This window comes from Pseudovibrio sp. WM33, from assembly GCF_001623165.1.
Lineage (GTDB): Bacteria > Pseudomonadota > Alphaproteobacteria > Rhizobiales > Stappiaceae > Pseudovibrio.
In genome coordinates this window covers 1-15093 of the sequence record NZ_LMCK01000156.1, presented here as the reverse complement: position 1 = coordinate 15093, position 15093 = coordinate 1, and the positions used below count along the sequence as shown (strand labels likewise).

Sequence of the window (15093 nt, the reverse complement as noted above, 5' to 3'; positions counted from 1 at the left end):
CTGATGGGACTGTCTATGAACCAAGCAGAACACCGGTGATTGAAACCTTCGAGATGGCCTCAGTTAAGTTGATTGGTAGTGATGCCCCTGAAAACCTTAAAGGTGGTGATGGAGCTGATATAATCACCGGCAATGGCGGTAATGATAGGATCTCCGGTGGGTCCGGCGACGATATACTCACTGGTGGTGAGGGCAATGATACATTTGTGTTCATGGCGGATACTGCAGGCCACGATGTTATCAAAGACTTTGCTGGTGGAGAAGGGACCTCGGATATTGTCGAGTTTGCAACATCTGTCTTTGCTGATTTTGAAGCAATACTTGCAGCAGCCGAACAGGATGGTGCGAATACGGTGATCACGATCGACGCCGATACCTCTATTACGCTCGAAGGCGTCACCCTATCCAATCTGCATCAGGATGACTTCGCGTTCCTAGGATAAGTAATTGTGATTTTAAGAGAAGCCCCAGCGATATGTTTCGCTGGGGTTTTTGTTCGGTGAGGCCAATAAATTCACGCAAGGAAACTAACCTTGGCTAGAACTAAGGCAAAGGAGTTTCTGACCATCAAAGTAGTCGGATGCTCTAACTAGAGGCGTTCAGCTTCAAGGCTGCTGTCAGCTAGCATCACATAGCGACAAGCAGCAAATACGAAAGCTTGTGAATGGATGGATGACCGTCTTTTTAAAGATGTTATCCTGCATTTCATATCAAATACCCTGACGGCTTGTAGGTTGCAAATACCAACAATGATTGGGGTCTCGATTGTGTGTTTGAGCTGTCAGACCGCCTTTTCGGGAGCAAATCGGGTCCCCTCCTTGCAATCCTGCTTCAATCCGTTCACCAATCGTCTCTGACAGTACCCGGATTGGATGGGCATCATGGTTCACATAGCGATTGGTGATGGTCACGTTGCGGTGGTGTAGAAGGTGGCTGATGAGGAAGGCGTTGCTGCCTGCTTGAGCTGCGAAGGTGCCAACCGTGTGGCGCAGATCGTGAATACGTACATCAGGAATGTTGGCATGGACGCGGATGCGCTGCCATGCATTCTCAATTACCTCAATCGAAATAGGTTGTGTCGGATCTTTACAGCCGGGTAAAACATAAGGTGAACCATCCACTCGTGGGATCTCAGAGAGTATTTCGATGGCACTGCTACTTACCGGATGAGGTTTACGCTCATCCCCCTTTCTTGAAGGCAGTGCAATCGTGGCCAATTCAAAATCAATATGCTTCCATTTCAGGGTTGTGATCTCACTCAAGCGTGCACCGGTGTAAAGGAGCAGACGTAAGCAATAAAGAGCTCTTGGATTGACAGGTGTCTTCCGCTTTGCAACATCCTGGGGCAAGTGCTTGGCTGTACTCTTCCCGGCTTTTATGATCCAGGGAAGACCTTCCTGGTCTGCCAGCTCAAGGGTACGCCCCAGTCTTTGCAGCTCTTCCTCTGACAGGAAACGATCACGCTCGTTTTCTTTGTAACGCTTGACCAAGCGAACCGGGTTGCTGTGCTCTGGCCTTAGGCCCCATACTTCAGCGAGATTGAACGCCTTAGATAAGACCGCCAGAACTTGATTGGCTTGACGAGGTGTTGCTCTCAACGAGTGATACAGCTTTGCAATATCCTGCCGCCTGACAGAGTTGAGTTTCATTTGCCCCAGTCGTGAACGAACACACCGCTTTAGGAGACGTTCAATGTCTTTCATTGTCTTGGGCTTATTATGAACCTGTACGTGTTTACTCATGTAAGTATCAAGAAGAACATTCACCGTGGGAGCAGATCTTTTGTTTTCCCGCTTTAACAAGGGATCATCACCGTTACGGACCGTTGCTAGCACGTTGGTCGCCAAGTCTCTGGCTTGATCTGGTGTTAGCTCACCATATCTGCCATGACTCATACGACGAGAGCGGCCTTCATGCGTGCGATATTGCACAACGAATGTTTTTGCTCCGCTTGGCATCACTTGAAGGCCAAAGCCTTTGAGTTTGCTATCCCAGAAGATTTGCTTTTTGCTTGCTGGCCTTGCCGCGTCCACCGTTCGCTTCGTTATGTTCGGCATAGACATACCTTTCCCGCTGACGGCTCGTGACAGGAGCCACCACACATACGAATTTTGAAGTTGAAAAACGCCTCCGTTTGCAGCTGTTTCTGACGGCATGACAGCTTTTGACGACCTTTGGGGCTTTCTTTTAGGACCTGTGCAAAACAGCATCCAAACCGTCATAGATCAAAAACGAACTGCTTACCGTTCTGTGTCAGCACTATGTCAGCAAATGTATGAGATTGAGCGCGAAAAGCAAGGTAGGCAAACGTAAATAATTTTCTACAACTCTTTGATTCATAGTAATGAATCGCTCTTCATCGTAAATGAGCGTTCTATACTGAAGCGCCTTTTAATCAGTAGGTCCACGGTTCGAACCCGTGCGGGCTCACCATTTAACCTCATGGTATATAAAGAGGTTTAGCAAAGCTCCCTTCCGGGAGTTTTTTGCATTTTGGGATTTTGTAAGCAAATGAGAGCGTTTGAAAGCGCAATTTCACCCTCTTAGCTCCTGCAAATACCCTTTCAAATTAACTCTGAAAAAGCTGTTAACGCTGTCCTTAGTCGTCAGGCCGTAATGAGCAGTCCCATTTGAGTGGTCCAGAGATGGTTCATCACGAACTTCCTCCTCCCGCATCGCCGGGGGGAGCCATTGTATATTTTTGGTAGCGACAGCTGGCACCTCTTGCTCGGTAATAAGGTACCAAAGCACGCCTTTTGCCTGCCAGTATCGCCGCTTAAGCTCCAGCTTTTCAACTGTGCGAGCATCTAGCAGCGCGTCTTTATACTTCGCCTGCAAGGCAAATCCAGGTGTCTGCTCATCACTCGTGTCCACCAAGAAGTCAGAGGACATATACTGGTCAACGCCAGCTAGATTCGGATGCTGAATTCCGGCTTCAAGCGCGAGCTTGCGCGTGTCATCTCTTTCAAGGGGAACTACTCGCGGATTTGCGTAACTTCACTATGCCATTCAAACAGCAGGAACACGGAAAGTTCGAGATCAGACAGCAGGTGATGGGTTCTCTTCGATTTATGACCGAAGACGCGTTGAGCTCTTCCAAGAGATGGCAAATCACGAACGGTCAGCCAGGGCTTGTATTCAGAATACTCGCCACTGCCCCGTCCTTCTTTGATCATCTTTGCAAACTTGGCGTCAGAAAACGCTTTACTCTTACCTGCCATGAAAAAAACCGCCGGTCACTGCTCGCAAAGCAAGCATAATACCAGCGGTTTCAGTATGGAACTTTATTACTTACTGAAAAAAACCATAAGTTTTTCTGAGCAACTATTCAACCGTAACGGATTTCGCCAGGTTACGTGGCTGGTCTACGTCTGTGCCCATGAAGACAGCGGTGTGGTAGGACAGCATTTGCAGTGGCAGAGCGTAGATGAGTGGTGCAACGATTTCAGGAAGTTCTGGCAGAATGATCATCTGGTCAGCAGCAACACCTGCAGCCTCGGCGCCTTTTTCATCTGTGAACAGTGCAATCTCGCCGCCACGAGCTGCCACTTCCTGCATGTTGGAAACAGTCTTTTCGTAAACACCATCGAATGGCGCGACAACCAAAACCGGCATATTCTCATCAATCAGCGCAATCGGGCCGTGCTTTAGCTCGCCTGCTGCATAGCCTTCGGCATGAATGTAGGAAAGCTCTTTCAGCTTCAAAGCCCCTTCCAGTGCCAACGGGAAGCTCGTGCCACGGCCAAGGAACAGCGCATGGTGCTTCTTGGACATCCACGGTGCCAGCTTTTCGATCTGAGGCTCCAGTTTCAACGCCTGCATCGCGTGTGCAGGTAGCTCAGAAAGTGCACCAACCAGCTCTTTTTCCTGATCTTCACTCAAGTTTCCACGCTGACGACCAGCAAGAACAGCAAGACTGGCAAGAACAGCCAGCTGACAGGTGAAGGCTTTCGTAGACGCAACGCCAATTTCCGGCCCAGCAAAGATCGGAAACACCAGATCGGATTCACGCGCAATCGTGCTTTCTGGCACGTTCACCACAGCGCCGATGGTCATGCCCTGCTCTTTACAGTAGCGCAGCGATGCAAGGGTATCTGCCGTTTCACCGGACTGAGAAATAAACAGCGCCAGATCACCTTCGCCCAGAGGCATTTCGCGATAACGGAACTCCGAAGCGATATCGATGTCTACCGGAAGGCGAGCATACTTCTCAAACCAATACTTTGCAGTCAGACCCGCGTAATATGCAGTACCGCATGCGGAAATCACAAGCCGATTAATTTTGGAGAAATCAAAATCATTCCCCTCAGGCAGAGTGACTTTACCCTCATTGAACTTCAGGTACTGCGAAATTGCATGACCTAACACTTCTGGTTGTTCATGAATTTCTTTTGCCATGAAGTGACGGTAGTTGCCCTTGTCCATCATGGTAGAACTCACACTGGATGTGTGAACAGCCCGCTCGGCAGCAACATTGTTTTCATCAAAGATCTGTGCGCCAGCGCGTGTCACAACAACCCAGTCACCCTCTTCAAGATAACTGATGCGGTCAGTAAAAGGAGACAGCGCAATTGCGTCAGAGCCGAGGAACATTTCGCCCTCACCATACCCAACAGCAAGCGGCGAGCCGCGGCGTGCACCAATCATCAGATCATCCTGATCAGCGAACAGAATTGCGAGCGAAAAGGCACCTTTCAGGCGGCCAAGAACGGCAGCAACAGCATCCTGTGGAGACTTTCCGCTTTTCACTTCCAGTGAAATGAGATGCGCAACAACTTCAGAATCCGTTTCAGTGGAAAGCTTCACTCCCGCCTTACGCACCTCTTCACACAACTCGAGGAAGTTCTCGATAATACCGTTGTGAACCACCATCACACCGTCAGAAGCGTGTGGATGTGCATTCTCAACAGTTGGAGCACCATGCGTCGCCCAACGGGTGTGGCCAATGCCACTCACGCCGCCAAGAGGGTTGCCTTCCAGCACAGCTTCCAGATTGCGCAGTTTCCCTTTCGCACGGCGGCGAACCAACTCACCATTTTGGACAGTTGCAATACCAGCAGAGTCATATCCGCGATACTCAAGCCGTTTCAGCGCATCTACCAGCAATGGTGCAACAGGTGTCTGCCCCAAAATTCCGACAATACCGCACATATGCGTTCTCCTTAAATCCCCACCTCGCAACCAATGCGAGCATCTCAATTCGGCCGAACTTTTAGCCTGATGCTCCTATGCGAGGGAAATCAATCCGTGTTTCGTTTCGTTACAGCCTGAGGATAATTAAATATGCACACCGCCAACCTCAGCAATGTGCATCAATATTACTCAGCACTTTCTTGAAGCTTTAGCCGCGGCAAGCTTTTCACGCATTACAGCAGCACGGCCTTCTTTGTTGACCTGCTGGCCTCGACCAATCGCCAATGCGTCCGCTGGCACATCAGAGGTCACCACAGATCCGGCAGCAACAAAGGCGCCATCACCCAGCTTAACCGGGGCAACAAGCACGCTGTCTGAGCCAACAAAACTGCCTGCACCGATATCTGTGTGATGTTTCAGATAACCATCATAATTACAGGTGATTGTACCCGCTCCAATATTAGATTTTGCACCGATGCGCGCATCACCAATGTAGGAAAGATGATTGACCTTTGCACCAGCCTCAACCTTTGCGTTCTTGATCTCGACAAAGTTGCCAATATGAGCCCCCTCGCCAATCTCAGCACCAGGACGCAGCCGGGCATAAGGACCAACAGTCGCATCAGCACTCACATGCGCATTCTCTAGATGAGAAAACGCACGGATACGAGCTCCACCATCAACATGTACACCCGGGCCAAACACCACATTCGGCTCCACAATAACATCCGGCTCAATCTCGGTATCAAATGAGAAATAAACTGTCTCTGGCGCGCGCAATGTCACACCGTTTTCCATGAAAGTCTCGCGTTGGACCTGCTGGAACACAGCTTCACAGGATGCAAGTTGGGCCCGGTTATTGATACCCTGAACTTCCTTCTCGTCAGCAAGTTCAGAAACAACCTTCATCCCTTTGTTGCGCGCAACCTCGACAGCATCCGTCAGATAGTACTCACCCTTAGCATTGTCGTTTTTGATTTCAGCAATCAAATCAGGCAGAGCCTTGCCCTTGAACGCCATGATACCCGCATTACAAAGAGTGACTCTACGTTCCTCATCTGTTGCTTCTTTTTCCTCACGGATCGCAACAAGCTCACCATCACTTTCAAGCAAGCGACCATAACCGAATGGGTTCTCAGCTTCAAAGCCGAGCACAACAACATCCGCCCCGCCAGATAGGCGCTCGCGCAAACGGTGCAGCGTGTCAGCCTTCACAAGCGGAGTATCTCCAAAAAGAACAAGAACATGATCAGAGGCGTCGTTATAAGCCTCCTTGGCAGCTTTCACAGCATGCGCAGTGCCCAGTCGGTCAACCTGAACATGACAGGTCGCGTGTGGAGCGCGCAGGGCGACATGCTCTTCCAGCTTCGCCATCTCTGGGCCAACCACAACAGCGACTTTATCAGCACCAGCATGCATAACAGAATTCAGGACATGTCCGACAAGTGGCAATCCGCCAATTTCGTGCATCACCTTTGGCAAGGCCGAACGCATACGCGTTCCTAATCCAGCAGCCAGAACAATTGCCAAACAAGAACTATTGGACATGCAAACCCCTTGGGAACCTAGAATTACAAACTGACAGGCAAATTGCACGAGTGCTTTGGCATTTCAAAGAACATCCCAGAGCTTTCACCAGGAAAATCAACACACTCATTAGAAGTAGCTGATATTGTTTAATGCACATCCCTCAGATTACGCTTACATTTTGTTAACCATAAAAATATATGTAGTTAGGATTAGATTCGTGTACGAGACGACTGGAAGCTTTGAGACTTCCTCATAAAATCAACGAGTTACGACAGGAACCGAAAGTACTGCGAAAACGCATTACCGTTCTTGCATGGGGTATTGCTGCGCTCTCGTTTGTCGCCCTCGCCGCATCCGCAGTGCAGATGCCTGGCAAATTAGCCTCCCAACAGGCACTTTATTCGCAAATCACGCTCCCTCTCCCTGCACCCGGCCCGGTTACGACAACCGCCTCTATTGGCAGTCAAACAGCGCAAAACGCGTTCCAAGTGTATGGAAACGCCCGCGGAAACGAATCACAACAGAACCTGCAAAACTCAAAAGAGTTGCATGCTGTAAGGGAAGAAATCATATCTTTACGTCGTTCTGTGCTGCGTCTCACAGAGCAAAACCGCAGACTATCAAGTCATGTTAAAGCGCTTGATGAAGCTGTGATGCACAAAACGTCAGAGGCTGAAATGCCCTCGGCATCAGCCAAAACCCCGGTAGAGCCGAAGCAGAAACCGGCGACACCAATAGAAACCCTGCCAGCACCTGAACTCTTGCAAGCTTCAGCGCCAATCACCACAGCAAGTCCTCTGCCAGAGCTCAAGCTTTCCGAAGTTGGTACACGTGCCGCCATCGCTTTACCAAAAGCTTCTAATCCAGAGACAGTCGCCTCCATTCCTGAGAAAGCATCGGCTCTCGATCTGCCTGAGTTTCAAAAAACACCGGCAGCAGGTAAACTTCGCCAGTCGGGTACTCGAAGAATTCTGCGCACGTTCTTTGCCATTGAACTGGGCAATTTCGAAGATGCAAACTCACTGGAAAGTAAGTGGCAAAGTCTGAGGGAAGACAATCCTCTCCTGCTCGGAAAACTGAAGAAACGCGTTTCCGCTGCAAAAGTAGACGACTCTACAAAATACACGCTGACAGCTGGCCCGTTTTACAACGCTGCAGACACCGCTGTTGTGTGCGCAAGACTGGCGCGAGAAAAAGTCAATTGCTTGCCAACCATTTTCCAATAAGTTGCTCTCATCTTTTAGCACCTAAGCATTGAGGCGCTGTCAGCAATGACGTGAGCGTATCTCCATGCCTTGCAGGTCTTTTCGGAATACCACGCGTGTCTCATTCATCTTCGAGCTCAAATTGGGCCTCAACATACGCCCTGTTGTTTCTCATGCCCATTTTCATGAGCTCCAACATAATAATTGCCAAACCAGCCATTGCCCATACAGAGCCATGGACCCTTGCTTTTTTTAGATGGGGCCTTGCCTCACTTATTCTTTTGCCGTTCACATACCGTGAGCTGAAAGCCAGCATGCCGCTGATCCGCAAAAACCTGAAGCTCCTCAGCTTCATGGCATTCCTCGCAATGTGGATCTGCGGAGCTATTGTCTATCTGGCACTAAAAGAAACATCGGCGACCAACGGAACATTGATTTATTCAGCTGCTCCTGCCCTTATCCTGGCACTTGAATGGCTCTTCAGAGGGCGAGCAGTAGCCATAAGGGAGTTTGCCGGGATCTCACTCGCCATCATCGGTGTCTTTGTGATTGTAACCAAAGGCTCGCTCGGCAACCTGCTCAACTTGCAACTAAACAGCGGCGACTTGTTGTTTGCCTTATGCACACTGAGTTGGGCAATTTACTCCGTACTCATCAAGAAAAGCCAGTTACAAGCAATCTCTACAGCTCCTTTGTTTGCAATCCTCGCCATTCTTGGAACCATCATCCTAGCGCCATTTGCCGTCGCTGAAATGGCTATCACAGCCTCTATACCCGATACAGGTGAAGTCTGGATGTCTATCGCAGGCGTCGCACTAATCGCTTCAGTGGCCTCTTTCCTGACTTACCAGTTCAGCATCCGACTGGTTGGACCATCGATCGCTGGCATGTTCATGTACCTGATGACACCATATGGTGTCGGCATGGCAGTCCTGTTTTTGGGAGAGCAACTCCAAGTGTTCCATTATCTGGGCTTCATCCCAATCATGGCAGGGCTTTTGCTGGCAACCTTGCCAGCAAGCTTATTCAGGCGAAAAGCCAGCGCTTAGAAACTAAAGCAATACACCAAGCACAAAAAAGCAGGCCTTAGAGCCTGCTTTTTTCATCTCAAAATCTGGAGCGTCCATTAGCCGATCTGCGAAAAGACCGGGAATGTTTCGAGCAACCAGAAGGAAAACGCCTGAATGTAACCGGTCAGGAAACCAACACCGGTGAGCACGAGAAACGCACCCATCACCTTTTCAACCATTCCCATGTGCTTACGGAAGCGTGCCATGAAGCCCATAAACGGCCCTGCGAACATCGCAGCAATCATGAACGGCACCCCAATACCCAGTGCATAGGCAGCAAGCAGAATAACACCCTGATTAACCGAGGCCTGCGTACCGGCAATCAAGAGAATACTTGCCAGAACTGGGCCGATGCACGGTGTCCAGCCAAAACCAAAAGCAAGCCCCATCAGATAAGCGCCGCCAAACCCCCCCGGCTGACGGTCAATCTGCACACGCGCTTCGCGGTAAAGGAACCCAATTTTAAAGGCGCCAAGAAAATGCAGGCCCATAATAATGATCATACCGCCAGCAAGATAGGCAAGATACTGCGAATACTGCAGAACAAACTGACCAAGGAATGAAGCACTTGCACCAAGCAACACAAACACGGTTGAGAAACCGGCAACGAAACACATTGCGGCAACCATAACCCGATTGCTTTGTGCAGCGCTCTTATCTTCGCTCGTCACCTCTTCGATGGACAAACCAGCAATATACCCAAGATATGGCGGCACCAGCGGCAAAACGCAGGGAGAAACAAAAGACAAAATGCCTGCGAAAAAAGCGCCCCAAAGGGTGATGTCTTGCAACATATAGCTATCCTAATTCCACTTGGAATGCATCTATAGGACCTGACGCTTGCACGCGTGGGAGCGTGACATCATCATAGTCTATCAATAGATCACCAAGGCTTATATATACAATTTTGCTGAAAGTTGGATGTGTTTCGTCAAACAGGCAAGAAAATCTGCGACACATTTTGGTGAACGGTAGGTAGGAAGCACTACCTACCGTTCACCGTAAATATCAACTGTGACCTTTAGTTGTCACGAACAACCAGTACAGACTGGTTGGCATGGCGCACAACACGCGCCGCATTCGGTCCAAGCAGGAAGTCTTTCAACTCTGGACGATGCGAAGACAAAACAATCAGATCAGTGCCCAGCTTATCCGCTGCGCTTGTGATCTCTTCATAGATCGTTCCGTGAGCAATATGCCCTTTCACATCCAGCTCCTCATCAGGAAGCTGCGTATCAAGAAACTCTTCAAGAGCCTCACGCGTACGCTCCAAGGCCTCAGTTTCAAACTCGCGAGCGAAATAACCACCAACGATAGATTTGCCAAAGTCCGGCAGAACCGTCACCACATGAAGCTGAGCTTTGTAATGACGAGCCAGATCAACAGCCACGGGAAGCGCAGTTTTCCAGCTGCTTTCTTCGTTCAAATCCAAAGGCAGCAAGATATTGGAGTACATTTCCCAACTCCTCAAAAATTATAGTTTTATGGCACAGCCCGCTTAAAAAGCGGGCTGTGTTTGGCGTCGACGTTGAAGTGCAACAACCAGCAAAAGCAGAAGCAAAGCCGGAATGTAGAACAGCTGTTTTGGCAGTCGTTCTGCATCCACCTGAGAGCTTACGATCACAACCGGAACATCTCCGTAAAAGTCAAAGCCCTGCAGTTTCTCAGCAAATGTCGTGCCTGGGAATGGCTCATCAAGCACCACAGCTCCATCATCCTGCATGGTAACCAGACCAGATGCGTCAAGTCGTGCGTCAGCCCCCTGCTCCTCACCAATAGATAGAGGCAATGTCAGTGTCAGGATTTTATCCATGTCATCAAAATCCGGACCTGCGAGGTTAAGACGCACCATATCACCCGGCTGCGCATCACCAACCATCTCCATGATCTGCGGGCCTGTGGCAGTTACGTACGGATCCTGCACCTGGTCGAGCCAGAAGCCCGGGCGGAACAGTGTAAACGCAATGAGAAGCAGCGTTACGGATTCCCACAGACGGGAGCGCGCAAAGAAGTACCCTTGCGTTGCCGCAGCAAACAACATCATCGCCACAACCGAGACGATAAAGACAAAGACAGCCTGAAGTGGCTCAACATCAATCAGAAGAAGATCAGTGTTGAAGATGAACAGGAACGGCAAAGCGGCAGTACGCAGAGAATAGATAAAGCCTTGAACACCGGTCTTGATCGGGTCACCACGACTGATCGCAGCTGCTGCAAAGGCGGCGAGCCCCACCGGAGGCGTCACATCCGCCATAATGCCGAAATAGAAGACAAAGAAGTGAACTGCGATCAACGGAACGATAAATCCGGTCTGCTCACCAAGGTCCACAACAACCAGTGCCATCAGAGAGGACACAACAAGGTAGTTCGCGGTCGTTGGCAGGCCCATACCCAGGATCAAACTCATCACCGCAACCAGCACCAGCATCAGCAACAGGTTACCGCCAGACAGGAACTCAACCAATGCAGCAATCATCTGGTGCATACCGGTCAGGGACACAGTACCCACGATGATACCCGCAGCAGCTGTCGCAACTGCAATGCCGATCATGTTGCGCGCGCCGCCGATCATGCCTTCAACGAAGTCCACAATGCCCTGCCATGTACGGCCGGCCTGAGATTCTTTGCGGAAGAAAGCTTTCAACTGATGCTGGGTCACAACGATAAAGGTCATCGCCATTGTCGCGTAGAACGCAGACAGGGACGGTGAGAACCGCTCAACGAGAATACACCAGATCAGAACAACAATCGGCAGGATGAAGTAATAGCCGGTACGGCCAACATCACCAGCAGCAGGCAACTCACTCACCGGCGCATTTGGATCATCCACTTCAAGGTCTGGAACCTGCGCGGCGATGTACACCAACCACAAATAGCCAGCAGCAAACAACGCAAGCACAACAGGGAACGTGAGCGCCGGGAATGCAGTCTTCGTCCAGCCCAGACCGTAATACACGGCAGCACCCACAAGTGTGATACCGATAAAGCCTGTCAGAACACCAATCAAGCGCTGCAAAATGGTTACATGAACCGGAGGCTTAGGCAGACCTTTCAGGTTCATCTTCAACGCTTCAAGGTGCACGATGTACACCAGTGCGATGTAAGAAATCACAGCTGGAATGAAGGCGTGAATGACAACCTGATGATAACTGGTGCCAGTGAATTCAGCGATCAGGAAGGCTGCAGCCCCCATCACAGGCGGCATCAGCTGACCATTCACAGAGGAAGCCACCTCAACAGCACCCGCCTTTTCAGCAGGAAAGCCGGTCCGCTTCATCAAAGGAATGGTGAACGTACCAGTGGTCACAACATTCGCAATGGAAGAACCAGAGTAAAGACCACTCATCGCAGAGGCAAGAACCGCCGCTTTTGCAGGACCACCACGCAAATGCCCAAGAAGCGCAAACGCGGCCTTGATAAAGTAGTTACCCGCGCCAGCTTTCTCCAGCAGCGAACCAAACAGCACAAACAGGAAGATCATGGACGCCGAAACGCCAACAGCAACGCCAAAGACGCCCTCCTCCTGAATCCAGTAATGCCACATGGCTTTACCATAGGAGGCACCACGCCATTGAATGACGTCTGGCAGCCAAGGAGAGTTGCCAAACATTGCGTAGCCAACAAAAACCGCAGCAACAATAACGAGAGGCAGACCAAGGCTCCGGTAAACCGCAATCGCAAGCACAGTCAGGCCAGTGGTGGCCACAATCAGATCCATCTGAGTTGGAAGACCGGCGCGATTAGCGATCTCAGAGCGCATAATCACAAGGTAGAGACAAGCCGCAGCGCCTAAAAATGCGAGCACCCAATCATACCACGGTATGGTATGTCGGGGGCTGCGGGAAAACAGAGGGTATGCAAAAGCAGCAAGCACCAGGCCAAATGCCAAGTGAATGTTTCTAACTGCAGAATTGTTGAAAATGAGATTGATGCCAAAGGTATCATTCAACCAAAATGGAACGTTCGAGGCCACATAAAGCTGAAAGACGGACCAGATAAAGGCAATGGCAGCAATCATCACGCCTAGCCCACCGGCCAGGCTTCGTGCGCCGGTATCTGCCTGAGCGACCAATTCTTGCGCATCAACTTGCGCTTTGTGTCGTTCTGGACTCATTTGCACCCCCAAATACAGTTCCCCCTTTGCCTTAGCTGTAAAGGCAGAGCAAGAAACCTACTAAATCTCATAGAAAGCCAAAAAATGCGGGGCCAGAACAGCCCCGCATCGTAGAAAACTTGGGTAGATTACATCCAGCCACGTTCTTTGTAGTACTTCACTGCACCGTCATGCAGAGGAGCTGTCAAGGAAGCCTTGATCATCTCTTCTTCTTTCAGGTTTTTGAATGCAGGGTGCAGTTTTTTGAAGTCGTCGAAGTTTTCGAAGACAGATTTAACAATGACGTAAACAACATCATTAGGCACAGCAGCGGAAGAAACGAAGGTTGCGCCAACACCAAAGGTGTTGATGTCTTCTGCGTTGTTGTACATGCCTGCTGGGATAGTTGCTTTACGGTAGAAGGAGTATTTGTCGACCAGATCGTCGATCGCTTTACCTTCAACGTTTACAAGCTGCGCATCACAGGTGCTTACAGTTTCCTGAGTAGATGCAGATGGGTGACCAACCAGCCAGTAGTAAGCATCGATTTTGCCGTCACAAAGCGCAGAACCAGCTTCCGCAGATTTCAGCTCAGTTGCCAGAGCGAGATCAGCCTTGTTCACGATACCTTCTTTTTCAAGAAGCTGCCATGTTGCATACTGACCGGAACCTGCGTTGCCGATGTTGACTTTCTTACCCTTAAGGTCGGTGTAGTTGTTTACGCCGGAACCTTTAGAAGCAAGCATTGTCACTGGCTCAGGATGCACGGAGAATACGGAGCGCAACTCACCGAAAGGCTTGCCTTCCCACTGGGAGCGACCTTCGTATGCATTCGCCTGAACGTCAGACTGAGCAACACCGAACTCCAACTCACCATTCTGGATGGTGTTGATGTTGTAAACAGAGCCACCAGTAGATTCTACAGAACAACGGATGCCGTGCTCTTTACGGGTCTTGTTTACAAGACGACAGATCGCACCACCGGTTGGGTAGTAAACACCGGTAACACCGCCGGTGCCGATGGATACAAAACGATTTTCTGCCGAAGCTCCAGTTGCAACGCTAACCGCAATCAGCGCAGCTCCAACTGCAACATTGCTAAGTTTCATACGAACCTCCACTTAAGTTGTAATTGCGCGATCCCGTTACTCACGGTATCGCGAATAGGAAATCTTGGCATTTTAACCATCAGACACGCCTATTTCCCACTGGCACAGAATGAAAGATGCCAAAAGCGGTGAAATACGTACACATCTATTGCTTGGATTACCAGTAAACTCTCAAGGCTGCTGGTAACAACCAAGCTGCATATCTATTCACCTAACAAACTGATTCAAATATATATTTTTAGATATATGAGCATTTCGCACACGCGAAAGCCCCACAGATATTTCACGAAAAACTGCCAAAAATCAGGTGACACACCAGCAAAATGCCGATTGCTTCCACAAAATAGTATACTAAGGTATTACAGATTTTGTGAAGTATCACGCCACATTTTGAGCAACACCTCTACGTTATTTCACCTAGAGAACTAATAATACCCCAAAAACCAAGGGATGAATGAAATGATTGCAGCGGTCTCCCATCTTAGAGCAGATCATAGCCCCAAGCGCATTTTGTGCACCGCACCCTACACTCTGCCGATGAGGAACGAGCCCCTTGTTAAACAAGAAAGCGAAATCCAACGTCATTTCACTACTCACTTTTACATTGAGCTGATTTCAGCAATCTCATCACTTGGACAACATAAGAACGGTAAATAAGCATAAAAAACGCACTGTGTGGAAAATCGAAAAAACCGCTTGCGCTAAGCCCCTGCAATCCTTAGAAGACCCCTCACAGGCAGCGACCTAACGGTCACACCGAGAGCCTGTAGCTCAGCTGGTAGAGCAACTGACTTTTAATTCTTCCCTTATTATTAAGAATCAATGCCTTAAGTGTAAACACCCTGATTTTCCATATCCAAGAAAATCAAAAGCTTAGCATTTGCGGTGTAACCTTTTTCCGTCCTAACGGTCTCGTTTCCATTCACAGTAATAGTGAGCCTCCCCCTTTGAAG

General features: G+C 49.6%; 11 protein-coding genes and 1 pseudogene. 3 read left to right on the top strand and 9 right to left on the bottom strand.

Annotated features, from left to right (window positions below; all coding sequences use genetic code 11):
* Nucleotides 1-443, top strand: a pseudogene (locus PsWM33_RS26585) (hypothetical protein); the annotation flags it as partial.
* Between the two features lie 267 nt (nucleotides 444-710).
* Here PsWM33_RS26585 and PsWM33_RS26580 read toward each other — a convergent pair.
* The 5 genes from PsWM33_RS26580 to glmU form a co-directional block, all read right to left on the bottom strand.
* Nucleotides 711-2057 (bottom strand): tyrosine-type recombinase/integrase, encoded by a 1347-nt coding sequence (locus PsWM33_RS26580; protein WP_208994774.1) that lies wholly within the window; start codon nucleotides 2055-2057, stop codon nucleotides 711-713.
* Between the two features lie 478 nt (nucleotides 2058-2535).
* On the bottom strand, nucleotides 2536-2892 hold the full coding sequence (locus PsWM33_RS27800) for a TnsA endonuclease N-terminal domain-containing protein (protein ID WP_063297227.1): 357 nt from the start codon (nucleotides 2890-2892) through the stop codon (nucleotides 2536-2538).
* An 83-nt stretch (nucleotides 2893-2975) separates the two neighbouring features.
* Nucleotides 2976-3221: a hypothetical protein gene (locus PsWM33_RS27795; protein WP_063302266.1), complete on the bottom strand. Its 246-nt coding sequence runs from the start codon at nucleotides 3219-3221 to the stop codon at nucleotides 2976-2978.
* A 103-nt stretch (nucleotides 3222-3324) separates the two neighbouring features.
* Entirely contained in the window at nucleotides 3325-5151 is a 1827-nt protein-coding gene (gene glmS / locus PsWM33_RS26565) for a glutamine--fructose-6-phosphate transaminase (isomerizing) (RefSeq protein WP_063302265.1), read from the bottom strand.
* Nucleotides 5152-5322: 171 nt separating this feature from the next.
* Nucleotides 5323-6681: a bifunctional UDP-N-acetylglucosamine diphosphorylase/glucosamine-1-phosphate N-acetyltransferase GlmU gene (gene glmU, locus PsWM33_RS26560; RefSeq protein ID WP_063297335.1), complete on the bottom strand. Its 1359-nt coding sequence runs from the start codon at nucleotides 6679-6681 to the stop codon at nucleotides 5323-5325.
* Nucleotides 6682-6902: 221 nt separating this feature from the next.
* On the opposite strand from glmU, the gene PsWM33_RS26555 reads away from it, so the two are divergent.
* Nucleotides 6903-7889, top strand: a complete 987-nt coding sequence (locus PsWM33_RS26555; protein WP_208994773.1) for a hypothetical protein — start codon at nucleotides 6903-6905, stop codon at nucleotides 7887-7889.
* A 95-nt stretch (nucleotides 7890-7984) separates the two neighbouring features.
* Nucleotides 7985-8917 (top strand): DMT family transporter, encoded by a 933-nt coding sequence (locus PsWM33_RS26550; protein WP_275078586.1) that lies wholly within the window; start codon nucleotides 7985-7987, stop codon nucleotides 8915-8917.
* A gap of 77 nt (nucleotides 8918-8994) precedes the next feature.
* Here PsWM33_RS26550 and PsWM33_RS26545 read toward each other — a convergent pair whose 3' ends face one another.
* From PsWM33_RS26545 to PsWM33_RS26530, 4 genes are all read right to left on the bottom strand, one after another.
* Nucleotides 8995-9732, bottom strand: coding sequence for a cytochrome c biogenesis CcdA family protein (locus PsWM33_RS26545; RefSeq protein ID WP_057462368.1), 738 nt, complete (start codon nucleotides 9730-9732; stop codon nucleotides 8995-8997).
* A gap of 227 nt (nucleotides 9733-9959) precedes the next feature.
* Entirely contained in the window at nucleotides 9960-10394 is a 435-nt protein-coding gene (locus PsWM33_RS26540) for a universal stress protein (protein WP_057462369.1), read from the bottom strand.
* Between the two features lie 42 nt (nucleotides 10395-10436).
* Complete coding sequence (locus tag PsWM33_RS26535) at nucleotides 10437-13052, bottom strand: TRAP transporter permease (RefSeq protein WP_063302263.1); 2616 nt, start codon at nucleotides 13050-13052, stop codon at nucleotides 10437-10439.
* A gap of 128 nt (nucleotides 13053-13180) precedes the next feature.
* Nucleotides 13181-14140, bottom strand: a complete 960-nt coding sequence (locus PsWM33_RS26530) for a TAXI family TRAP transporter solute-binding subunit (RefSeq protein WP_063302262.1) — start codon at nucleotides 14138-14140, stop codon at nucleotides 13181-13183.
* Between the last annotated feature and the right edge of the window lie 953 nt (nucleotides 14141-15093).